Origin of the sequence: uncultured Mucilaginibacter sp. (genome assembly GCF_903913935.1) — a bacterium.
Taxonomy (GTDB): Bacteria; Bacteroidota; Bacteroidia; order Sphingobacteriales; family Sphingobacteriaceae; genus Mucilaginibacter.
Map to the genome: position 1 here is coordinate 1 of NZ_CAIWNH010000347.1, position 24,045 is coordinate 24,045.

At 42.8% G+C, this 24,045-nt stretch carries 19 protein-coding genes; 7 read left to right on the forward strand and 12 right to left on the reverse strand.

Annotated elements, in window-relative coordinates; translation table 11 throughout:
* Positions 1 to 98: 98 nt before the first annotated feature.
* Both QZY09_RS13585 and tmk read left to right on the forward strand, forming a co-directional pair.
* Positions 99 to 629, forward strand: coding sequence for a DUF4142 domain-containing protein (locus tag QZY09_RS13585; protein ID WP_295673210.1), 531 nt, complete (start codon positions 99 to 101; stop codon positions 627 to 629).
* Positions 630 to 784: 155 nt separating this feature from the next.
* On the forward strand, positions 785 to 1,408 hold the full coding sequence (gene tmk / locus QZY09_RS13590; protein WP_295673212.1) for a dTMP kinase: 624 nt from the start codon (positions 785 to 787) through the stop codon (positions 1,406 to 1,408).
* 497 nt (positions 1,409 to 1,905) lie between these two features.
* Here the strand turns inward: tmk and QZY09_RS13595 are convergent, their stop codons facing one another.
* Positions 1,906 to 3,102: a DUF763 domain-containing protein gene (locus QZY09_RS13595; protein ID WP_295673215.1), complete on the reverse strand. Its 1,197-nt coding sequence runs from the start codon at positions 3,100 to 3,102 to the stop codon at positions 1,906 to 1,908.
* Between the two features lie 175 nt (positions 3,103 to 3,277).
* On the opposite strand from QZY09_RS13595, the gene QZY09_RS13600 reads away from it, so the two are divergent.
* Positions 3,278 to 3,967 (forward strand): amino acid racemase, encoded by a 690-nt coding sequence (locus tag QZY09_RS13600; RefSeq protein WP_295673217.1) that lies wholly within the window; start codon positions 3,278 to 3,280, stop codon positions 3,965 to 3,967.
* A gap of 328 nt (positions 3,968 to 4,295) precedes the next feature.
* On the opposite strand, the gene QZY09_RS13605 is transcribed toward QZY09_RS13600, so the two are convergent.
* From QZY09_RS13605 to glpK, 3 genes are all read right to left on the reverse strand, one after another.
* The gene (locus tag QZY09_RS13605; RefSeq protein ID WP_295673219.1) at positions 4,296 to 4,757 is read right to left on the reverse strand and encodes a DUF4268 domain-containing protein; all 462 of its coding nucleotides are present in this window, start codon (positions 4,755 to 4,757) and stop codon (positions 4,296 to 4,298) included.
* Between the two features lie 334 nt (positions 4,758 to 5,091).
* Complete coding sequence (locus QZY09_RS13610; RefSeq protein WP_295673220.1) at positions 5,092 to 5,823, reverse strand: MIP/aquaporin family protein; 732 nt, start codon at positions 5,821 to 5,823, stop codon at positions 5,092 to 5,094.
* 119 nt (positions 5,824 to 5,942) lie between these two features.
* Positions 5,943 to 7,430, reverse strand: coding sequence for a glycerol kinase GlpK (gene glpK, locus QZY09_RS13615; RefSeq protein ID WP_295673221.1), 1,488 nt, complete (start codon positions 7,428 to 7,430; stop codon positions 5,943 to 5,945).
* 261 nt (positions 7,431 to 7,691) lie between these two features.
* Here glpK and QZY09_RS13620 point away from each other — a divergent pair, with 261 nt between their 5' ends.
* The 3 genes from QZY09_RS13620 to hemA all read left to right on the forward strand — a co-directional run bounded on the left by QZY09_RS13620 (position 7,692) and on the right by hemA (position 10,130).
* Positions 7,692 to 8,114, forward strand: a complete 423-nt coding sequence (locus tag QZY09_RS13620; protein WP_295673222.1) for a hypothetical protein — start codon at positions 7,692 to 7,694, stop codon at positions 8,112 to 8,114.
* A gap of 7 nt (positions 8,115 to 8,121) precedes the next feature.
* Positions 8,122 to 8,691: a hypothetical protein gene (locus tag QZY09_RS13625; RefSeq protein WP_295673223.1), complete on the forward strand. Its 570-nt coding sequence runs from the start codon at positions 8,122 to 8,124 to the stop codon at positions 8,689 to 8,691.
* 209 nt (positions 8,692 to 8,900) lie between these two features.
* Positions 8,901 to 10,130 carry a glutamyl-tRNA reductase gene (hemA, locus tag QZY09_RS13630; protein ID WP_295673224.1) on the forward strand — a complete coding sequence of 410 codons (1,230 nt, stop codon included), beginning with the start codon at positions 8,901 to 8,903 and terminating at the stop codon, positions 10,128 to 10,130.
* 6 nt (positions 10,131 to 10,136) lie between these two features.
* On the opposite strand, the gene QZY09_RS13635 is transcribed toward hemA, so the two are convergent.
* Positions 10,137 to 11,705 carry a glycerol-3-phosphate dehydrogenase/oxidase gene (locus QZY09_RS13635; protein WP_295673226.1) on the reverse strand — a complete coding sequence of 523 codons (1,569 nt, stop codon included), beginning with the start codon at positions 11,703 to 11,705 and terminating at the stop codon, positions 10,137 to 10,139.
* A 114-nt stretch (positions 11,706 to 11,819) separates the two neighbouring features.
* Positions 11,820 to 12,713 (reverse strand): SMP-30/gluconolactonase/LRE family protein, encoded by an 894-nt coding sequence (locus QZY09_RS13640; protein WP_295673227.1) that lies wholly within the window; start codon positions 12,711 to 12,713, stop codon positions 11,820 to 11,822.
* Between the two features lie 244 nt (positions 12,714 to 12,957).
* Here QZY09_RS13640 and QZY09_RS13645 point away from each other — a divergent pair, with 244 nt between their 5' ends.
* Positions 12,958 to 15,129 (forward strand): glycoside hydrolase family 3 N-terminal domain-containing protein, encoded by a 2,172-nt coding sequence (locus QZY09_RS13645; protein WP_295673229.1) that lies wholly within the window; start codon positions 12,958 to 12,960, stop codon positions 15,127 to 15,129.
* A 20-nt stretch (positions 15,130 to 15,149) separates the two neighbouring features.
* On the opposite strand, the gene QZY09_RS13650 is transcribed toward QZY09_RS13645, so the two are convergent.
* The 6 genes from QZY09_RS13650 to QZY09_RS13675 all read right to left on the reverse strand — a co-directional run bounded on the left by QZY09_RS13650 (position 15,150) and on the right by QZY09_RS13675 (position 23,854).
* The gene (locus QZY09_RS13650) at positions 15,150 to 16,325 is read right to left on the reverse strand and encodes a glycosyltransferase family 2 protein (RefSeq protein ID WP_295673230.1); all 1,176 of its coding nucleotides are present in this window, start codon (positions 16,323 to 16,325) and stop codon (positions 15,150 to 15,152) included.
* Positions 16,326 to 16,336: 11 nt separating this feature from the next.
* Entirely contained in the window at positions 16,337 to 17,233 is an 897-nt protein-coding gene (locus QZY09_RS13655; RefSeq protein WP_295673231.1) for a glycosyltransferase family 2 protein, read from the reverse strand.
* Entirely contained in the window at positions 17,230 to 19,917 is a 2,688-nt protein-coding gene (locus QZY09_RS13660) for an amino acid adenylation domain-containing protein (protein WP_295673233.1), read from the reverse strand. Before QZY09_RS13660 ends, QZY09_RS13655 begins: the two co-directional genes overlap by 4 nt.
* A gap of 74 nt (positions 19,918 to 19,991) precedes the next feature.
* Positions 19,992 to 21,179 carry a glycosyltransferase family 2 protein gene (locus QZY09_RS13665; RefSeq protein WP_295673234.1) on the reverse strand — a complete coding sequence of 396 codons (1,188 nt, stop codon included), beginning with the start codon at positions 21,177 to 21,179 and terminating at the stop codon, positions 19,992 to 19,994.
* 58 nt (positions 21,180 to 21,237) lie between these two features.
* Complete coding sequence (locus tag QZY09_RS13670) at positions 21,238 to 22,464, reverse strand: glycosyltransferase (protein WP_295673235.1); 1,227 nt, start codon at positions 22,462 to 22,464, stop codon at positions 21,238 to 21,240.
* A gap of 49 nt (positions 22,465 to 22,513) precedes the next feature.
* Positions 22,514 to 23,854 (reverse strand): oligosaccharide flippase family protein, encoded by a 1,341-nt coding sequence (locus QZY09_RS13675; protein ID WP_295673237.1) that lies wholly within the window; start codon positions 23,852 to 23,854, stop codon positions 22,514 to 22,516.
* Between the last annotated feature and the right edge of the window lie 191 nt (positions 23,855 to 24,045).

Below are 24,045 nucleotides of genomic sequence, written 5' to 3' on the forward strand. Positions count from 1 at the left end.
ATCCATATTCCATGAAATATATTTTAATAATTGACAGTCTGCATTAAACTATATTCATTTGCAAATGTTATACCTTTATTAATTATAACCCTTTCAAAATGAAAAATATAACTTTTCTGGCAATTGGGATGATCTTATTCATGTTTGCCCAGGCTTGTCAGAATAATCATGGCAAACACTACAACAATGAGCCAAAGGTTGACTCTGCCGGACAGAAATTTATAAAAGCCGCTATCGAAGGAGGCCTGACCGAAATTAAGGCCTCAGGCCTCGCTATCACCAATTCAAATAACCAGCAGGTGATTGGCTTTGCCAAGATGATGATGAACGATCACACAAACGCCGACAGTGCTTTAAAAAAGATGGAAACAAGCAAATTGATCGATAGTCTTGATACGATTAGCCCCACCCATCAGCAACTGATCGCTACACTATCCAAACAAAACGGCGCAGCTTTTGATAAGGCTTATTTAACAATGATGGTCGCCGGCCACCAGGCGGCATATGATTTATTTACAAATGCCGGTAAAAGCACGGATGCGGACGTTGATAAGTTTGCGATTGCGACGTTGCCAACGATTAAAATGCACCTTGATTCAGCAAAGGCAATTTTGGCAACATTTAAATAGCGCAGTTGCCTCACCCTGACTTCTCCAATGGAGAGGGTTTTTAAATTAATATTCTTAAAGTCCTCTCCTTTGGAGAGGATTTAGGTGAGGCTCCCTGCAAAGTTTCCGATTAAGGCTGTATATTTGGATGAATATAAATCCGGATCAATATCTTAATGAAGAAAAACCTTTTTATTGCCTTTGAAGGCATCGACGGAAGCGGTAAAAGCACCCAGGTAAAATTACTGAAAGACAAACTTGAACAAGCCGGATTAAAAGTTTACACCACCTGCGAACCTACTGAAAGCCCTATCGGCAAAATCATTCGGGATATTTTTACACATAAAATGGAGGCGGACCATCGGGTGATCGCCGGTCTTTTCGTTGCCGACAGGCTCGACCATCTTTTAAACAAAACAAACGGCATTATCAAAATGCTGGAGGAAGGCTATACTGTAATTACCGACCGGTATTATTTTTCGTCATATGCTTATCAAAGCAGCCACATGGATTTGAACTGGGTGATCCAGGCAAATTCACTTAGCGCCAATTTACTAAGGCCAGATGTTAATATTTTTATTGACATTACGCCTGAACAAAGCATGGATCGATTAAAAAAGGGGAGAACTTCAATTGAACTTTACGAAACACTCGAAAACCTTAAAAATGTACGCGATAAATATTTTGAAGTAATGGAGTTATTGCAATCCGAGGAAGAAATTTTTAAAACAAATGGAAATAGGGATGCCGAAACTATTTCAAATGAAATTTGGAACAACCTGCAAGGGAGATTTAATTAAGAATTACCTGATATTGCGGCGATTGTTAGCGTAAACTTTAACAGGTATTAATTTTTTGTCGCGCGGAGTAAATATATCTTTAATGGTTTTTATGATTTCGGCAAACAATTTTACATTCATAATCGTAGATTTTAATGGTTATTTATCAAATATCTTTGAATCGTTATTAAATTCTTCATCAAAAATTAGAAATATTTATTGTAATTCCAAATTTTTTTGCTTTTTGCCCAAATAAATGTGACTCTAATTACAATTATATACTAAATATCTGGAAATAATTAAAAACCTGGTAATACGTAAATCTTTTAGCGCAATAATTGCAAACAACCGGGCAATTTTAGAAAGCTTGTAAATTTATTAACGAGTTGGATTAAATAATTTAATACGTTTTTTAAAAAATTGTGTGTTGATTTATTTAGCCGGTAATACTGTTTAAGAAAAATTCTGTTGTTGCAGATTTTAGGTTTACAACACCTGATTGCTCAAAAATGTTTTACCTAAAATAACGTCAGCTGCGCTGGCGGTTTGGCTTTCCCCAAAACGGTGCGGCCGCCGTATTTCCACGAGTCCTTTCTTTCCCGTTCAATCACTTTATCAAAATTAGCATTCGGTGTAAAATCTTTTTCGGCCTGCGCTGCTATTTTTGATAAGCGCTTGATGGCTTCATTCTTTTCTGATTCGCCGATCTTTGCTTTGTGAATGGCCGTTTGTAATATGCCAATGGTTTCATCATAAACTTTCAAGGGCACAGGGAAGGGGTGACCGTCTTTTCCGCCATGCGCAAATGAAAATCGTGCAGGGTCCTTAAACCGGGACGGTGTGCCATGGATCACCTCGCTCACTAAAGCCAGCGACTGCAATGTGCGCGGACCCAGGCCCTGTAGCTGTAAAAGTCCCTCAAAATCCTTCGGCTGTTTTTCATGTGCCAGCCATAAAACTGCTCCCAGCCTTTTCAGGTCAACATCTTTCGCCTGTACATCATGATGTGCCGGCATTATCAGTTTGCTGATCTCCTTTAACATGCGGTCGGGTTGTTCACCGGCTATCTGCATGATCGCATTCCGGCTGCTTTGCGCCCTGCTATCAGCCATGTTAATAATATTACCGGCATTTTGCCCGTAGACAGAGGTATGCGGGTCATCCACAAAAGTACTCATCGCTTCCGAATGCCAGTGATAGCGCCGGGCCGTACTGGTTTCATTGCTCATGCCTTGCTGCACTACTGCCCATTTGCCGCTGCTGCTTAATATAAAGTTGTGCGTGTATAATTGAAAGCCATCCTGTACCGCCGTATTATCCACCTTGGCGCTAAGTTTACTGCATTTTACCAGGTAGTCGCCATCCAGCCCGGTAGCATGGCCAATCCTTATCAACTCATCAGGCGTTTGTTTAGAATACTTGCCCTTGCCGCCGCAGATATAAATGCCCAGCTCTTTGCTATGCGGGTTGATTGAACGTTTTAAAGCACCCATTACTGAGGTGGTGATACCCGAAGAATGCCAGTCCATCCCCATCACCGCGCCCAGGCTCTGGAACCAGAAAGGGTCGCTCAGGCGGGCTAAAACTTCGTCCCTGCCGTAGTCCAGCACAATGTTTTCCACCACGGCCAGGCCCAGCTTTGCCATGCGTTCGGCGAGCCAAACAGGTACATGGCCATAATGCAAAGGCAGATCGGCACTCCCGGAACGTCTCATGCTAACAAAGTTAGTAAAAAAAGATTGGGATTTGTAGGATTAAAAGATTTTGGGATCTCGGGCGGTTATGGTACTGCAGAGTAATGATTTTAGGATATAAAGTGATGAAATCTATTCTAAAATAACATTAACTAAACGCTGTAATCCTTAATTTGCACCCTAAACACAATGCATTATGAAAACACTCGGCCTTATCGGCGGCACTACCTGGGTTTCCACTATTGATTATTACCGGCTTATCAACCAAAAAACTAATGAATTGCTTGGTGGTTTGAATTCTGCTAAGATCCTGCTTTATTCCGTCAATTTTGAAGAATTCAGGCCGCCGGTTGATCCTGCAGAATGGGATGTGCTTACCAAAAAGTTTACGGCAATAGCTCAAAAGCTGGAGCATGACGGCGCCGATGGGATTATTTTTTGTGCCAATACCCCGCATTTAATTGCGGATGTGGTGAGGCGAAAATTAAACATCCCGCTGATCCATATTGCCGAAGCGGCCGCCGAAGAGATCGCTTCCCGCGGCATCAAAAAAGTGATCCTGCTGGGCACCAGGATCACCATGGAACAGGATTTCTTTAAAGACAAACTTCTCGAAAAGCAAATTGAAGTACTGATCCCCGGCGCTGAAGACAGGCAATTGATCCATAACGCCATTTTTGAGGAGTTCGGGAAAGATATTTTTACCGCCGCAACCAAAGTTCAATTTCTCCGGATCATCAATGGTTTGATTGAACAGGGTGGGGAAGGCGTTATTTTAGGCTGTACCGAATTTCCGCACCTGATAAAGCCGGAAGATTGTTCGGTGCCGCTATTTGATACCACTGTACTACATGCAAATGCGGCGGTTAAATTTGCGCTGGGTTAATTTCGTCTGAACACGAATTTTTCGAATTAAGGAATTAACAGAATTGGCCATTAGGCAATCGCTTTTTAAATAAAACAACCGGGAGGAGGCTCCATTGGAGCCTTAATTTTCAATTTACTTTTCTATAAACACGGGACTCCTCTGGAGTCTGATATACAGGTTAGCATTAGCTCCGGAGGAGCGGCCTGTTTATAGAAAAATTTGATCCGTTTTTGAGGCTCTGTAGGAGCCTCCTTTTTAAAAGCGATTGAATCGCCATAGGGAATAGAATAATGCTATTTCTTAAAATTCTTAAATTCCATGAATTCGATAAATTCGAGTTCAGACATTATTTGAGTGCATCAAACCCGTCCTTCACGTCATTCCAAAACTCATCCAGTGCAATGATGCGCGGTTTAAAAAAGGAGATCAGCGCGGGCCAGTCGTTTTTATTAAAAATACTTACACCGTTGAGTTGTCGGTAGATGCGACTGGTTACTTTGCCGCTGTCGTCGGTATGGTGCACCTCCCACAGCCATTCTTCGGCAGTAGTAGTATGAAGGATATTTTTAAACTCCAAAAACTGCTCAAAAAATAGCTCCTGTATGCCGCTGTCGGGATGGGCCATTTCAATACTGATGGTCGCGGTTTTTTTATCCGCTTCCATTTTAAAGAAAACGTGTTTGAGCCCCGTTTTATAATTTATCCAGTTTACCCTTAGCCCTTCGGCCGATAATTGCGGCGAAATATATTGCCCGAAAGCTGTCCAGAATGCCTGGCGGAGTTGCGATGCTTCTTCTTTACTATACAAGCCCGAAAATTAAAAATAAATATTTCAAACCGGGTACTGCTGGCCGGAAATTAATTGATTCTATGATGATTTGTATGGATCAAAGAACTAATTATGAAGATTTTTTAACACAGAGAAACAGAGAAGTCGCAGAGGACACAGAGAGTTTTTTAGTTTTTATTTAAATAGCTAAAGCAGATCACTTTGAAAGTAAAAACTTAGCGTTCTCCGTGCCTTCTCCGAATCTTTGCGTTAAAATCACCCACATTATTCTTTATATGGTTATTTTGATTTGACGGGAGGATGGCTTTTAAAGTTCAATTCTGGATATTTCACTATCATTTTCTGTCATACTTTAAATATGCAAATTCAGATATAAAACCGCAGCCAGTGCGGCGCCAACTATCGGCCCTATAACGGGAATCCATGCATATGCCCAATCGCTTGTTCCCTTATTTTTTATCGGGACAAGAAAATGAACGATGCGCGGGCCAAGGTCGCGGGCCGGGTTGATGGCATAGCCCGTTGTGCCGCCAAGCGAAAGGCCGATCACCCAAACCAATAGGGCCACAGGCAACGCGCCAACGGAGCCCAGCCCGATAGGGGTTTTACTTGGCGTGATCTGTGCACCCGAAATATAAAAAACTGTAAATACCAGCACAAAGGCGCCGATGACTTCGCTAACTATATTGGACACATAATTGCGAATAGCAGGCCCGGTACAAAAAACCGCCAATATAGAACCAGGCGCATTGGTACGCTGAAAATGATCATAATACATCAACCAAACCAAAAATGCACCCATAAATGCCCCCAGCATCTGCGCAGCAATATAACCCGGAACCAGCGCCCAGGCAAACTTACCCGCAATGGCCAACCCTATGGTTACCGCAGGGTTTAAATGTGCGCCGCTGTATGGCCCCGCAACTACTACACCCACATAAACCGCCAGCCCCCAGGCTGTAGTGATGGCGATGAGGCCGCCATTATTACCCTTGGTGTCATTCAATAAAACATTGGCAACTACGCCGTCGCCTAAAAGTATCAATAGCATGGTGCCGATCATTTCGGCCATAAATGGGGTCATTTGATTTGGGTTTATGTTGGTTTATTATTGTTAGTCTAAAGTCTTGAGTCGCAAGTCCAAAGTCAAAAAACTGCCGGCAGTCAGACTTAAGACTTTCGACTCAAGACTTCGGACTTATCTTAAAAACTCCTCGCTGCGCTCACCGCCCTTTTCCATCCCGCCATGGCTTTCTCCACATCGGCCGGATCAGCATCAGGAATAAAATCCCTTTCGGATTGCCATTGCTGCTGGATCTCCTCTACGGTTTTCCAATAGCCAACTGCCAGCCCGGCCAAATATGCTGCCCCGAGCGCCGTTGTTTCCACAATTTTTGGGCGGATCACTTTGCAATTTAACAAGTCAGCCTGGAATTGCATCAGCAGGTTATTGGCTGTTGCGCCGCCATCAACCCGTAACTCTTTAATTTTTAAACCGGCATCGGCTTCCATTGCTTTTAAAACATCCACCGTTTGAAAAGCAATACTTTCAATAGCCGCCCTGGAAATATGAGCCGATGTTGAACCCCGTGTTAGGCCAACAATAGTCCCCCTTGCTTCTGAGTCCCAGTAAGGAGCCCCAAGTCCCGCAAATGCCGGAACAAAGTAAACGCCCCCGGTATCTTCTACTTGCATGGCCAGGTCTTCCACCTCTGCCGAAGATCTGATAATACCCAGGCCATCGCGCAGCCATTGCACCACGGCGCCGCCTATAAAAATACTGCCTTCAAATGCATATTCAGTTTTTCCATTGATCTTCCAGGCAATAGTCGTCAGCAGGTTGTTCTTTGATGCGATAAACTTGTCTCCGATATTCATCAGCATAAAACAACCTGTGCCGTATGTGTTTTTTACCATGGCCTTATCAATACACATTTGCCCGAATAGGGCTGCCTGCTGGTCGCCCGCAATGCCTGCAATGGGAATCTTTGAAGCAAAAATGGTCGTAGCAGTTTCGCCATAAACCTCGCTTGACTGTTTTACTTCGGGCAGCATATTACGTGGAACGCCAAAGATCTGCAATAAATCTTCGTCCCATTCCAGTGTTTTGATATTATAAAGCATGGTGCGGCTGGCATTGGTTACATCAGTAACATGCACTTTGCCGCGAGTAAATTTCCAAACCAGCCAGCTGTCAACTGTTCCGAAGGCAAGTTTGCCGGCAGCAGCCAATTCTTTGGCACCTTCAACATGGTTCAGGATCCAGTTTATTTTAGAGGCCGAAAAATAAGCATCGATAATGAGGCCAGTTTTTGTGCGGATAGGTTCCGTTAAACCTTCATTTTTCAAGTTGTCGCAAAAAGCGGCGGTCCGCCTGTCCTGCCAAACGATAGCATTGTAAACAGGCAGCCCGGTTTCCCGGTTCCAAACGATGGTGGTTTCACGCTGGTTGGTGATACCGATGGCGCTAATATTGGTACCGTTGATGCCGAATTTGGCCGTTACTTCGGCGGCTACGCCTGCCTGCGACGACCAGATCTCGTTCGGGTCATGCTCCACCCATCCCGGTTGTGGAAAAATTTGAGTGAATTCTTTTTGGGCGACAGACATGATCTGCCCCTGATGATCAAAAATAATAGCCCGCGAACTGGTAGTGCCCTGGTCTAAAGCCAAAATGTATTTTTCTTCCATAATTTAAATTGGTCGCAGGTTGGTTGGTTAAAAATAGGGAATTATTGGATATAAGCAACCGTTTTGAATTAACAATAATCAGCGCTGTTTCAGGATGATCAAAATGGAAAGATGTTGGAATAAATCCTTACAACTTACAGGACTATCTTTTTTCAAGATTTGATAAAACCGCCCATAGCAGGTTCTCCGTAATTGTAAGAGAAATGTCAGAAAAGGCATCTCGAATAAATCAAACTTAATAAACAATTAATCTACACTGCCATGAAAAAAAAAATCACCAAAATTCTGCTCTACACCTTCGGGATATTTTTGTTCCTGTTTGTGGTGTTAGCTGTGCACATTTATTTTGTTTATCGCCCCGCTCCTGATGCTTTTACAAGGGTGATGGCCCGGATCGATGTTAAACAGCGTATCACACAAGACGATGCCAACAAGATTTCTTCCTTTATGGTTCACCAAAAAGGGGTTGATCACGTATTGGTAAATCCGCAAACAAGTATTGTTGTATTTACCTTCTTCCCGGTTAAAACTACCGGCGACCAGGTAGTAAACAATTTTAAGGCTCATTTCCCTTACAAAGCAGACCGCTTTATGCCAACTGCCGAAAATCTCAAACACAGCTGTCCGGTGGCAGCATCTTCTTACACATATAAAATTTATAAAGTAATCACAAAAGTAATTTAAAAACCCTATGAAAAAGTTAACATTCCTACCCATCGCCCTTGCTGCATTTTTTTCTGTTTTGCTAATAGAATCATGCAGCAAAAGTTCAAGCCCGATGCCTGCAAAAACAACTATCGGCACTGCCCTTTATGATACATTAGGCGGAACAGCGTTAGTTGCTGATCCAACACATTCTGGCGCCATGATAGAGAAAGGCCGTCTGGCAATCCGCGGCGTGATTGACAGCACCATTTTTGTAATCGCTGGCGACAGTAAAATTAACGGACACTTTACCGTGTTGCTTTCTGAAGTTACCAAAGGCGATCTATCAGGTTTTACCGACCTGAGTGAAAACCTCACCACTTTTGTGGCAGGTGCAACCGGAGCGAAAGATTATATCTATATCGGTTTGAACATGCACGACGCACATAATCCGGCTACAAACGACCGTATGAATGGCAAAGCTACCAATGCCGATTTTGATGCTTTTGTGGCCGACCTGGTAACAGGAGCCAACAAAAATAAAGTTCCGGCAAGTATCATTAATTCGCTTGGGAAGATCGTAGAATCTTTAAGGTCTACTGTTGTTCAAATGTAATTTGAGATGAGTTAATAATTGATTGGTTTATTGTTTAAACAGGCCCGGAAATATTTTCCGGGCCTGTTTTTTTTAATAATATTCCGCTAATGCACCAAATAAGTGCCTTAACATACAATAAACCAGCTAAATGACAGTTAATTGACAATAATAATTATATTCCGGACATCCGTATTAACATTTATAGCGTTATTAGTTTAAAGAAAAAAATGGAAATAAATCGCCCCCTTAATATTTCAAATTTCTTTATTGCCGGCATCAACTATAAAAAAACAGATGCAGGCACAAGGGGGCAATTTGCCGTTAATAACGAACAGTATGAAGATATTTTTCATATTGCTCCTTCCTTTGGGTTGGATTCCTTTTTCATTGTTTCCACCTGTAACCGCACCGAGATCTATGGCTTTGCTGATCAGCCGGAACAACTGATCAATTTGTTATGCACCCAAACTTTGGGTACCGCAGAAGACTTTAAAAATTTAGCCTATATTAAAAACGGCGAAAAGGCTGTAGAACATTTATTTAACGTAGGAGCGGGGCTTGATTCGCAGATATTGGGCGACTACGAGATCATCGGCCAGATAAAACAATCGGTTAAATTTGCCAGGGAGCGTGGGTTTATCAATTGTTTTTTAGACCGTTTGGTGAACTGTGTTTTACAAACTTCAAAAACTATCAAAAATGATACGGCGTTAAGTGGGGGCACGGTATCCGTTTCCTTTGCGGCAGTGCAGTACATCAAATCGCATTTTGAAGATGTCAGGGATAAAAAAATACTGTTGATTGGCACCGGAAAAATAGGCAGGAACACCTGCAAAAACCTGGTTGACTACCTGGGGACAACCAATATTACGCTGGTTAACCGGTCAGAAGAAAAAGCCGTTCATCTTGCAGCGGAGCTAAATTTAAAATATGATGCCATTGATAACCTGGAAGCATGTATTGCAGGTGCTGATATTATACTAACTGCCACAAACGCAGTTGAGCCCACAGTTATAAGCGCATATTTTAAAGATAAAGGCGAGAAGCTGATCATTGATCTTTCTGTCCCTAACAATGTGGAAAGCTCAGTAAAAGGGATGCCAGGTATCACCCTGGTCAATGTAGATGAACTGGCGAAATTAAAGGATGAAACCCTGCAAAAAAGAGAAGCGGAGGCTCCAAAAGCAATGGCGATCATAGCGGAGCAAATGGCAGAGTTTATGGATTGGCACCAGATGCGCAAAAACGCGCCTGCGTTAAAAGCCATTAAAAATAAACTGAACCAAATTTCGGCAGATCAACAGTTCGCCATAAAAACTTCAGGCGTTTGCCCGCTGGTTAAAATTGAAGTAAAGATTCAGCGGGTAATCAACAGCATCGCGGCTAAAATGCGTTCGCATAACCGCCAGGGGTGCCATTACATTGAAGCAATTAATGAGTTTATGAATGCCGGATAAGAGTGTTTATAACAGGTAGCCTTTAGCCAGCTTAATAAATTCGCCAGCCTGGCTTGCCTCCCAATTTTTATCTTTTTTTAGTTCGATAGCCATTAATCCGGCCACAACCGGCGCCATTTTGATAGCCGCTTTAGCGTCCAGAAACAGCACCCTTACCCGTCTTGCAAGCACATCCTCAACCGTCCGGGCCATTTCATAGCGTACGGCCCAAACTACTTCGGCTTTTATATAATCTAAATCAGGGTGAAGTTTTTCGGCCAAATCAGGGTTTTCCCTTATCAAATCCAACAAAGCATCCAGGTCGCTGCCATAAACATACAAGTGATCGGTACGGTCCACTACTTTCATGTTTCCATGGATAGGTAAAGTAGTTGTAATACATTTTCTCGGATCAAGTCCGGCTGTTTCAATCGCTTTATCAACCGTATCTTGTGCCATACGGCGATAGGTGGTCCATTTACCACCGGTAATGGTGATCAACCCGGAGGTAGAAACAATGAGTTTATGCCTGCGCGAGATCTCTTTGGTACCCTTTTTACCTTCCTGCGGTGCAGCCAAAGGGCGCAACCCGGCAAATATGCTCAGCACATCTTTCCGTTCGGGCGCTTTGGTTAAATACCTGCCGATATTCCGCATTACAAAGCCAATTTCCTCTTCTAAAGCGCGCGGTTCAAGGCTGTGTTCATCAATAGGTGTATCCGTAGTGCCAATTAAAAGTTTCCCATGCCATGGCACCGCAAAAAGCACCCGCCCGTCATCCGTTTCGGGGATCATCAAAGCATCATTGCCCGGCATAAACGATTTGTCAATCACTATATGAATCCCCTGGCTCGGTCGTACCAACGGTTTTTTATGCGGCTCGTCCTGCTGCATCAGTTCATCCACAAAAACACCTGTAGCGTTAATCACCGCTTTGCTTTTGAGTTGATAAACTATGCCGGTTTCTACGTCCGTTGCCGAAACACCGGTAGTTTTTCCATTCTCTTTTAGTAAACCGGTAACTTTAAAATAGTTTAAAACTGTTGCGCCCTGCTCCAAACAGGTTTGGGCAAGGTTAACAGCCAGCCGCGCATCGTCAAACTGCCCGTCGTGGTAAACCACACCGCCATAAAGGCCCTGCTGTTTGATACCTGGCAACCTGTCGTTGGTTTCCTTTTTGGAGATATGTTTCGAATGCCCAAAACTCAGTTTCCCGGCCAATAGGTCATATAAAGTTAAGCCAATGGAATAATAAGCGCCTTTCCACCATTGGTAATTTGGGATGATAAAAGATTCATTTTTAACTAAATGGGCGGCATTTTTTAAAAGCAAACCGCGCTCATACAAAGCCTCTCTTACCAAACCAATATCGCCCTGCGCCAAATACCTAACCCCGCCATGTACCAGTTTAGTGCTCCTGCTGGAGGTACCTTTAGCAAAATCAGCCTGTTCTAATAGTAAAGTTTGATAACCGCGCGATGCCGCATCAACGGCCGTGCCTAAACCGGTTGCGCCCCCGCCAACGATGATGACGTCCCATATTTTATCGGGGTTATTGAGGGCTTCGATTAGTTTTTGGCGGTGGATGATGGGCACAATATAGGGATTATTCTATGCCAGCAATTTAGCCAAAGAAAATAGAAACAAGCATCTCAATCAATCTAATCTAACTCACCCGATAGCTATCGGGTCAACTTAATCCACCAACCCTCACTCCACCCCCTTAACATTCATCTTCACGATATAGATTGCCTTCGAAGCCGTTATAAACAAAACATCCTTATTAGCTCCACCGAAACATAAATTGGCTGTCCACGGCTCAGGGATCTCAATATGGCCTATCTTTTTCCCTTCGGGATCATAAATGGTAACACCTTTTCCGGTAAGGTAAACATTGCCCTTTTCATCCAGCGTCATCCCATCCGAGCCTTGTTCAACAAATAGTTTGCGATCGCTAAGGGTGCCGTTTTTGTTGATGACGTATTTATAGGTTTTATTATCAGCAATATCGGCCACAAACAGGTATTTGCCATCCGGAGTGCCAATAATTCCGTTAGGTTTTTTCTGGTCGGCATCCACAATAATGGGTTGGGTTTTGCCTTTTGGCAGGTAATAAACTTTTTCGCCGTCCAGGTCGGGTTTGTTGCGGTTCCACCAGGGGCGCTGGTAATAAGGGTCGGTCATATAAATGCCGCCTTTGTTATCGATCCAGATATCATTTGGGCCGTTCATCAAATGGCCCTGGTAATCTGTCAGTAGTACTTTTACCTTTTTATCCGGGCTGATAGACCATAGCTGTTCATGCTCATCTGCACAGGTAACCAGGTTTCCTTTTTTATCAAAATACATCCCGTTGGATCGGCCTGTGCTATCCATAAACACGGTCAGTTTGCCATCTGTACTGTATTCCCAGATCTTGTTATTAGGTTGGTCTGTAAAAAATACGTTCCCTTTTTTATCTACTGAAGCACCTTCCGTAAAGCTGAATTGTTTGGAGATCAGCTGGGGCCTGTTGGTGGTGTCATAGGGAGCCTGCTGGGCGATGGCGCAGGTTGAACTCACTGCCAGTAAGAAAACGAATAATAGTTTGGATATAGTTTTCATTGTCGAATTTTAAGATCCATGTTGTATTGGTTTCGCTAATGTAAATGTTTTAAGGTAGAATTTCGTAGAGACGCGATGCATCGCGTCTCTAAAACGGCGGACACTAAAATCGCACCGTAAATTATTAATGTTGCCTGACGAATTTACCTTCGGCCTGTATGGTGGGGGACGTAAGGCATCACGTATCTACGAATTCGTTTTTTATCCCATAACTTTTACAAAAACCATTAAATTAGCGCCAGCTATGAAAATTAAATTAACTACGATTGTCTATCTACTTGTTTGCCTGTCTTTTTTACCGTTTTTTTTGAAAGCGCAGGACAAGCTGATCTATAAAGACCCATCTCAACCCATAGATTCCCGTGTTAAAGACCTGGTATCACGATTAACTTTAGAAGAAAAAGTTTCCCTGCTGGGTTACCAAAGCAAAGCGGTGCCGCGCCTTGGCATACCTGCCTACAACTGGTGGAACGAAGCGCTCCACGGTGTAGCAAGGGCCGGTGAGGCTACCATTTTTCCGCAGGCTATCGGCATGGCAGCTACGTTTAATGACGACCTGCTTAAACAGGAATCAACCGTCATATCTACTGAAGCAAGGGCAAAATATAACCTGGCCGTAGCCAAAGATAAACGCATTCAATACATGGGCCTCACTTTCTGGACACCCAATATCAATATCTTCCGCGACCCACGCTGGGGCAGGGGACAGGAGACTTATGGCGAGGATCCGTTTTTAACCGCCACCATGGGTTCGGCATTTGTAAAAGGTATGCAGGGCGATGATCCGCGGTATTTAAAAGCGTCGGCAACAGCCAAGCACTTCGCTGTACATAGCGGGCCTGAAGCAACACGCGATAAATTTGATGCTGTGGTAGATGAAAAAGATCTGCGCGAAACTTATTTATATGCCTTTCATACGCTGGTAACCAACGGCGTTGAATCGGTGATGAGCGCTTATAACCGCGTTAACGGTATGCCAAATTCTATCAATAAAATGTTGCTGACCGATATTTTAAGAAAAGAATGGGGTTTTAAAGGCCACGTGGTAACCGATTGCGGCGCACTGAATGATGTTTATGAAACACACAAAACCTTGCCCGGCCCGGTGGAAACAGCTGCGGCGGCTATAAAAGCAGGTATCGACCTGGATTGTTCCTCCGTTCTGCAGGAAGATGCCATTAACGCCGTAAAAAAGGGTTTATTGACCGAAAAAGAGATCGACGGTGCCCTGTCGCGCATTTTGCGCACCGAATTTAAACTTGGTTTTTATGATGACCCTGCATTGAACCCTTATCATGCCTACGGCGCCGATAGTGTTCACAATGATGCTCACGTTGCATTGGCTCGTAAAGCGGCACAGCAAAGCATGGTGCTCCTCAAAAATGACAACAATACCTTACCATTGAATAAAAACACGCTGGGCAGCATGATGGTGATTGGCCCCAATGCCGGGTCAATTGACCCTATGGTAGGCAACTACCATGGCACCAGCAGTAAAGTAGTGAATTTTGTAGAGGGGATCACTAAAACCCTCGGCCCCGGCACCAGGGTGGAATACGACCTCGGTTGCGACTATAAAGATACCGTACATTTCGGCGGCACCTGGGCAGCCGGCAATGCCGAAGCCACTATAGCCGTCATTGGCTTATCCCCCGTATTAGAAGGGGAAGCAGGCGATGCATTTCTTTCGGAATCAGGCGGCGATAAAAAGAGTTTAAGCCTGCCCGCCAGCGAAATTAAGTTTATGAAGGAACTGCGTAAAAGCTGCGAGCATAAACCCATCATCGCGGTAATTACTGCTGGCAGCGATGTGGATATTGATGCCATTGCCCCTTACGCTGATGCCGTGATCATGGCCTGGTATCCGGGTGAGCAAGGCGGCAACGCGCTTGCGGATCTTGTTTTTGGCGATGTTTCTCCATCCGGCCATTTGCCGCTTACTTTTTATAAGGCCTTAAGTAATGTACCTGATTACAGCGATTATAACATGAAGGGCCGAACTTACCGCTATTACAATGGCCCCGTGCAATACCCGTTCGGCTTCGGCTTAAGCTATACTACGTTTGCTTATGAGGCAAAAAATGGCGTCAAAGAAAAGTATAAACTGAAGGATACTATTAGTGCAGTGATCCAGGTAAAAAACACCGGCGCAATGGATGGCGACGAAGTGGTTCAAGCGTATATTGAGTATCCGCAAATTGACCGTATGCCTGTTAAAGAGTTAAAGAGCTTTAAAAGGGTTTCGGTAACCAAAGGCGGCACGCAAACCGTCAGTATAAAAATACCGGTAGAGGAGCTTCAAAAATGGGATCTGGCAACGCATAGCTGGAAATTATACCCCGGAACTTATAAATTGGTACTGGGTAGCAGCTCTGCGGATGAGAAATTGGGATTGACGTTTTCGGTGAACAAATAAACAATTTAGTAAGAGAATCATTATTGCTTACGTTGTGCTTTTTCCCACATGGCGCTTTGTTTTTTAGTGAAAAAACGGATGATTCCCATCAAGACGGCATAGTTCATCACACAAAAGTAATAGGGGATAAACAGTACTTTGATACGGATCTGTCTTTTTTCCATAATAAAACCGGTGAGGGCAAGTACGTAAAAAAATACCTCGCCAACCAATATTACCTTAAAGAAAATATCTTCAGGGCGCAATGCTAAAAGCACATTTAACACAAATACCAGGATAAGCAGGAATGGTGTAACCGTCCACCTTAAAACCCGGTGACTGATGTACTGAAACGATAGAACCGGGTATCTAAACGGGTTAAAAAGGCTTTTTAAGCGTAAAATAGACTGGATGCCGCCTGCTGCGATCCTTATTTTTCTTTTCAATTCTTCAGTTACATTTTCAGATGCTGTTTCCAGCGCGTATGCCTGTGGTTCGTAAACTATCCGGTAACCCTGCAAAGCGATCAGCATCGAGATCATAAAATCATCCAACACCGTATCTGGTTCAACATCCCGGTAAAGCGAACGTCTTACACTAAATAATTCACCTGCGGCCCCAACTACCGAATACAATTCAGAGTCCCATTTTTTCAGGGCCGATTCATATTTCCAGTAAAAACCTTCGCCCGCCGCGCTGGCATCGGCATTTTCGTCAATATGTACCCGTTTTTCACCGGCTACGGCGCCAACTGTTTCATCGGTATAATGCCTGCATATATTGATGATCGCGTCGGGGTTTAAAAAGGTATTGGCATCTGTAAAAACCACAATTTCGGTGTCTACAAACTCCATGGCACGGTGTACGGCAGCAATTTTACCGGCCCGGGTATCCTGGTGTAATAGTTGGATCTGGGGGTAACGCCTTACAATTTCAACCGTTTTATCGGTGGAGCCATCTGTAATAATTAAAAATTTCAGCTTTCCCTGCGGATACTTTAATTCAAGGCAGTTTTTTATTTTTTCGGCTATAAAATGCTCCTCGTTATACGCGGCTACTACAAGGGTGCATTGTGGCAGCAAATTATTTAGCGGGGTAACCGTTGCTCGTTTTCCTTTTATCAACCTCCTTAATTTGATAATAAGGTACAACAGGATACCATACCCCATAAAAGTATAGAAAACAACAAACAGGCTTAACCAAAAAGTAAGTTTCATTAATGCAGGTTTTAACGGTATCCCAAATCTTTACTGTTTTTATTGTGGGTCAGATTCCACCACACAGCTTTAATAAGGGTAGGTATATAATTGTAGTTTTTTGCCTTGATGTAGCTGATCACATTGCGCGGTACAACCAGCAGTATAAAATAAAGATAGAAAATAATCTTCTTAAAAAAAGGGGCATTGCGCCGCATAAACAGGATCCGGTTGCGGTTCATAAAGTATTCTTTCAGTCGGCTGTTTTTACCAACAGAAACCGATTCTTTATGGTATATCAGCGCTTCGGTACAAACCCATGCCTGGTATCCGGCCCGTTTGATATGTTCGCCCCAGTCGAGTTCCTCATAGTATAGAAAGAAATTTTCATTCATCATCCCTGCTTTTTCAATGGCTTTTTTCCTTACCATCATGGCTGCGCCGTGGCAATAGGCAGTGGGGGCGGTAATATGGTCATATTGCCCTTCATCGTTTTCACGTAAGCCAATACAACTGTTGCGGCCGGTATAATAATTCAGCGGGGTATAGCCCGCGTACTGTATCATTCCCTTATTGTAAAAGTATTTTATTTTGGGCGATACCATGCCGACTTCGGGATGCTTGTCCAGCACTTCCGAAAGTATTTCCATTAAACCGGGAGTAAATTCTGTATCATTATTTACAAAAAAAAGGTATTCGCCGCTGGCTTGTAGTATGCCCAGGTTGTTCCCGCCGGCAAAGCCCAGGTTTTTTTCGGAACGGAAGAATTTTACAGTGGGATAGTTTATCTGTAATTGCTGCGTGACATCTTTTTCACTGCCGTTATCAACTACGATTATCTCAAAATCTTCAATAGCCGGTATGGTGGCTAACAGTTCTTCAGTAACCCTGGGCTGGTTAAAGTTTACCGTTATAATAGATACTTTCATAATTTGGATCCGGATACCCTGTCAAGACAGTGCTGCAATACCACGGCAAACTCTTTATCATTAGGCGGCGCGAAAATAGTATTGTGTTCGCCCGGAATGTCATTTACATTCACCCCTTTTAGCGCAAACTCGCGCCATCCCAGGTATTTAAAGTCTGCCATGTAAAAGGTCTTTTTCCTGGCCCTGAAAAGGTCGACTTTTATATCCAGCGGTTTTTGAAAGTAATTGCGTTTGGCTTTTGCACTGGCTTCGTCAATTTCATTATCGTAAGCAAAAAAACCTTCCCGTTTTTCTTCTTTTCCGGATAGCTTCCAGAAAACCCGGATGATGCGGCGCCTGATAACCGTTGTTTTATATTCAAAGGTTCTTTTCGGATCCTGCGCAAATAAAACAAAACTATAAAGGAATTTCATGATAAATAGCCAGACCCGGTTGATCGTTCTTTTTAATGCCGGGTCATAGATGTCGGTTTGTTTGGCATAAGTATCAAAAACAGCAAGTAACTTCACCTCTTTACCCATTTTTATTAACTGATGGGCCATTTCGTAAGCGATGGTGCCGCCGAGTGAGTAACCCGCCAGGGCATAAGGCCCGGTTGGGTTTTGGGCTACGATCTCAGCAATATAATTGGCAGCAATTTCTTCCATCACATCAAGCGGTTCATCAATGCCGTTAAGCCCTTTGGCCTGTAGCCCGTACACCGGCTGTTCTTCATCCATATTCATGGCGAGGGCATTGAATAATAATACGTTTAAGCCCGCCCCGTGAACAATATACAATGGCATTTTTGAGCCTTTTGGTTTAATAGGCACCAATGATTCCCATGTAATTGATTTTGCATCAACATTTAGCCTCAACGCTAATTTTTCGATGGTCGAATGTTCAAAAAGTGTAGCGAGCGGCAGGCGCTTCCCGGTAACCTTTTCAATCCGCGCCATAATCTGTACAGCAACCAGCGAACGTCCGCCTAAAGCAAAGAAGTTATCAAAAATGCTGATCTTTTCAAGCCCCAACAGTTCCTGCCATATCTCGGCAAGTTGTTTTTCAACGTCAGTGCGCGGGGCAACATATTCGCCAGAGCGGCTTATGGCGTTATAATCAGGTTTTGGCAACGATTTCCGGTCAGTTTTTCCGTTTGGGGTAATTGGGATAGCTTCCAGTAAAACAAAATCATCCGGAACCATATATTCAGGCAGCACTGCCATTAATGCTTCCTGCCATGGCCGGGTAAGTAAAGCAAGTGTTGCGCCCTCGTTGGCGGCGGCCAGCACGATGTAGCCCACCAAACGCGGGTCGCCGGGCGTGTCTTCCCGCGCTATTACAACCGCTTCTTTAACATTATCCTGTTTTACCAAAGCGTGCTCAATTTCTTCCAGTTCAATACGGTAGCCGCGTACCTTAACCTGGTGGTCTATCCTGCCAAGACATTGTATTTCGCCGCCTGCGTTAATCTTTCCGAGGTCGCCTGTCCGGTAAAGCATGTTCCCCGGGATCCCTGAGAAAGGGTCATTTATAAATTTTTCAGCTGTCAGGTCGGGCCGGTTGAGATAGCCTTTGGCAACACCCTCGCCTCCGATAAGTAACTCACCTGTTTCACCATCGGGCAGGTTATTTAGTTTTTCATCTACAATATAAACCTGTGTGTTGGCTATCGGCTTGCCAATTGTTATATGCTCGTCGTTTTTTATCAGTTTTACTGTACTCCAGACGGTGGTTTCCGTCGGGCCGTACATGTTCCACAACTCGCTGCTGCGTGCTGTAAGCTTATTCACCAAATCTTTCGGCAATGCTTCGCCGCCGCATAAAATTTTTATGGGCAGGTGTTTCTCCCAACCGGCTTCCAGCATCATGCGCCAGGTATAGGGGGTAGCCTGCATAAAGGTTACTTTTTCATCTTTAACCAGGTCCAGCAATAACCTGCCATCTTTTGAAGTTTCGGAATTTGATAAAATCAGCTCCGCTCCGCAAATCAGCGGCAGGTATAATTCAAGGCCAGCTATATCAAATGAAATAGTGGTAACAGCCAGTATTTTGTCATCGGAGGTCATACCTGGCTCTTTTTGCATGCTCAGCAAAAAATTAACCAGGTTATAGTGCCTTATTTGTACTCCTTTTGGTTTACCGGTCGATCCGGATGTGTACAATATATAAGCCAGTTTTTCGCTGCTAAAATATACTTCAGGCTCTTCAGCGCTGTAGTTATTCAATTGATCCAGCGCATCCTCAATTAATATTTCTTTTGTGTTTGAGGCAAAGTGGTTATGGTATTTTTTTGACGTCAATAATACTTTTGCCGATGAATCCTCCAGCATAAATTCGATCCTGTCTTTTGGATATTCAGGGTCAAGCGGTACATAGGCAGCGCCAGATTTAAGTATTGCAAGCAGCGAGATGACCATTTCAGGCGAACGGTCAAGCGCAAGCCCTATTACATCTCCCGTTTTAATTTGATGATCAATTAACAAACGGGCAAGTTTGTTGGAACTTTCGTATAGATTTTTATAGGTTAAACTGCGATCATGAAATTTTAAGGCAGTTTTACGGGCATATTGTTTTGCGCATTTATTCAGAAAATAAGGGAGGCTTTTTTCCCTGGGGTAATCTGTCAGGGTATCGTTTAAACTATTCTTATATTCCATCTGTACCTGGCTGCTCATATTCTCGTGATCATTGAATTCTATCATTTACTTAACATTACACCTTTTAGGCTTGCAATCCACTAGCCTTTAGTGTAACGGCTTTATTACATATATACGTATTATTCGGCATTATGGATATGGGGTGTATGAATAAATTTTTTATTTGCGCCCTTTAATTTAAACAACAGTAATACCATCGTAAAAAATATTAATGGCAGGCGTAAAACCGCCCCCAATAGCTTATTATTAACAAAACTTGAAGGCACAGCTATTAAAATGGCTAAATAACAGCAAGCGGTGGCGGCTAACCACAATGGCCATCCCGGGCCCATACCCGGCGTTAATATCGAAAAAAGCAACATCATCGGCATTAAACCCAACATTAAAACGCGGGGCAAAATAGCGGTTTGATAGATCTCGTTTAAATAATCAAAATTACCATGTTTAAAAAGCTCGGTTATACCACTCCAGCCATATACCCTAAACAGGTTAAACTGGGCTGAAAGCCATCTGCGTCTTTGTTTTTTAAATACCTCGGGGTTGCTTACTTTTTCATCATATATCACCGCTTTATCCGCATAGGCTACGCTAATCCTGTTTCTTGTCAACAGCAGCCCCATTTCTTTGTCGAAACCACCAACTGCGTCAATCTGCATCATTACATTTTTAAATAGCGGATACTCCAAAGCCATCCCCGAACCAATAATAGCCGCTGAAAGACTAAAAACCCTTTGCGATTTACGAAAGATATGGTTGTTAACTTCTTCGCTGATGGCATCCAGTATAGCAATGGGCGTATTTGTGTTTTTTGCGGTGCGATGACCCTGCACTACTTTATCGCCTGCCTGTAAATAGTTGTTTATTTGGTATAAAAAATCAGGCGCCGCTATATTGTCAATATCAAATACAACTGCCGCATCAAAATCCTCTGCTGTGTTTTCAATCCCCTTGTGTAAGGCTTTTGATTTTGTGCTGGTTTCAAAAATAACCTCAACTACCTGTAAAGGCATTTTTTTTAGTGCTTCAACAGTTTCGGGCTTTAGTGAATCGGCAATTACGCAGATATGAAATTTATCCTTAGGATAATCGATAGCAAGCGCATTTGCAGCGGAGTTCAAAATGATCTCATCTTCTTTATAGGAACATATATAGATGACAAACTTTGCCAGATTACTGCTTGCCGGAGGGTTTTTGCCTGGAAATAGCTTGCCAGCCAACGAGAAAACAAATAAGTACACGCTGTAAATGCCCAGGTAAACAAATACCAGACTTGTTAATATTGAAATAATAAACTTAATAATATCCATGTTTTAATGGTTCTTATACGGTAGTTGTAACAAAAATGGTAGGGGTATTGTTAATTTTTTATGCAAAAACAGTGGTTTGGCCCAATTTTTTTTTAAGATTTAACTCCAATAGGGCCTCAATTTCCAATATCCGGTGCTCCCAGGTGTTATCGGCGGCTACTGCCAGCCTTTTTTTCTGTAAGGCATTGGTGTCTTTTAATGAGGCATTTAAAGCTTCAGTAAACTCCGCAGCATTTGCACAATACCAAACGGTATCAGCGGTAAAATCTTTAAGGTCGGGATTAAAATCTGTCGAAACAACAGGCCTGCCTGATCCAAGGTATTCAAATAGCTTCAACGGGAAAATATGATTGCTCACCTCATCCTTTTTAAATGGAATGATGGCAACATCAAATCCTTTTAAAACGGCCGGCATCATTTCGTAAGGTACTGCGCCTTTCAAATACAGGTTTTTACCCTCAAAGTCACTTTCTTTAATATAATAGCTGTCAACAGGGCCAATAAATACAAAGCTCTTATCCGGGTTCATCACCGTTAGCTCTTTAACCAATTGGTAGTCAATTCGCCGTTCGATATTGCCAAAATAGCCAATGATTGGTTTTGTTATACCGTCTAATATTGCGGCAGTTTTTAAGCGGGGGTCAAGCGCTTTCTGGCTATGGCTGATATTGGCTGCATTAGGAATGAAATAGGAATTTTTATTAAGTAATCCTTTTTGACGGCTAAGTTCTTTGCTGGTGGAGATCACCATATCCACATCTTTCACCAAAATATCCTCAGATATAAGGCCATGGCGGGTTTGATAAGGCTCTATCAGTGGGTCAACACAATGATAAACCGTTAAGTCTGGCTTTAGCAATTTATGAAGCGATGGAAATGCAACATTATAGGAATTGATATAAATATAATTGCTGATGTTGAGCTTTTTGATCAACTGGTTTAACCTGTTGCCAATAATTTTCTCATTGAGCTTTACCAGCATCCGGTATAGTTTTCCCTCCGGAAGCATATTAATGGAGGGCACCGGCGGGCTGATAACGATTTTCAGGTTTGGAATCTCCGTATCAATAAGGCTATTGTCTGGTGAAAAAAAGTGCGCTTTTCTTGTTTGAAATCCTTTGGTTTTTCTGAATTTTATATAATCAAACCAGGTGTAGGGCCGGTCAACGTAATATACTTTATTGTCTTTCGCCAGGTGCTTCGCCATCGTATAATTGGTCGACTCCAGGGCGTTGTCGAACTGCATCTGCGAAAAGATAATTATATTTTGATCTTTGAGGCTCATGTCAAAAAAATTAGGGGTGCATTTGTTTTATCATAAAGCTGAGGGCCCTTCAATTGATTTTTTGATCCGCACGCGAAAAAAAGCTTATTATTAATAATTTCGTTTCAACTATACCAAGGTAAAAAATATCGCGTATTTTAAATTTTAAATTTCTCTTCAATACCCAGTAACCATATATAATACCAGCTAAAAAGGTGAAAATGGATGAAAGAGCCACCCCATACAGGTTATGAAATATGTAGATACCTAAAAAATCGCCGGCTATATTTACTACCAGCATTAATATTACCTTAACCATATTAAGGTGTGGCTTATTAAGTATATCAAGAGATATACCAAAAAATCTATCAATGGGCAATAAAATAGCAAAGCACATAAATATCCTGAAAACATTTGCGGCGTCTGATGCAATAAATTTGGGGCCGCCGATTAGTGCAATTACAATGTCAGCGGTTATGAAAGCCACTATTGACACTGGTATTAACAAAACAGTAAGGATACCGGCATATTTTTTCATGATATAAGTCATTTGCAGGGGTTCATTTCGTTGTATTGCTGCTGACATTGTCGGCAGGGCAGTGGCTATAAAGCTTCTAAGCGGTATCTCAATCACTTCCATTAACCTTTGCGGAAGATAATAAACACCAACAGCCGACGGATCGACAAGCATGAATTTTATGATGTAAGTGTCTGAAGCCCTTAATAAATACGAGCTGATTGAAGTGCCAACACTGTATTTTCCAAAATTAAACAGTTCTTTAATGCAAGCCCTGCTCTCATAGGCTATCGAACTGATTTTTGCCCAACCGAGGAAAATACAGATCAGGCTCGTTGTCATCGCTGACCAGCAGTAGGCATATAACACCATTTGAAAATTAATTTTATGGGTGATGATAAGGGTAACTATAGAAATGAAAAAGGAGCCCTGCCCGATCAGTTCCAAAACAAACATGCGGCCGAAACGTTGTTCGGCTTGTAGCACCCATAGGGCTACACTTGATGGCAGGGTACATAAATAGATGATACCAAACATTTTTATGATTAGTTCAGTAGATGGGGTTCCCTTATAAAGAATGTACGTTATAAAACTAAAAAAAACAAAAAGCGCAGTCAGAAACAAACCTATAACCCAGGTAGAGCCAACCACGGTGCGAGCCTTTTCTTCAGTCGCCCCTGAATAAAATTTTACAAGTGAGGTTTGCTGGAACCCGCTTCTGAAAAAGTTGGCAAGGGTAAAAGAGATCAGAAAAAGTATCCAATAACCGAACTCTTCCTTATCTGGAAAATTGCGGGCAAGTAACGAAACGGTAACCATACCTACAATCGGCATTACTGCGTTACTGGCGAGCGAAAGGGTATGTTTGTTAACTAGTTTTTTTAGAAATTGCATTATGCTTTATACCGGCTTCAGGGTTAAAAATTGATAAATAGGGAGTAGTCCATTAGGTTTTTAAATGGCATTTCAGTGTTTTTTCCTTTTTTAAGAAAATAATGGTCAACAATCGGGTTAACCAATATTTTTGGCAAGGCCTGGCTCTGGGGTATTATCAGCCAATGTGGTTCTTTATTTATACTCGCTGT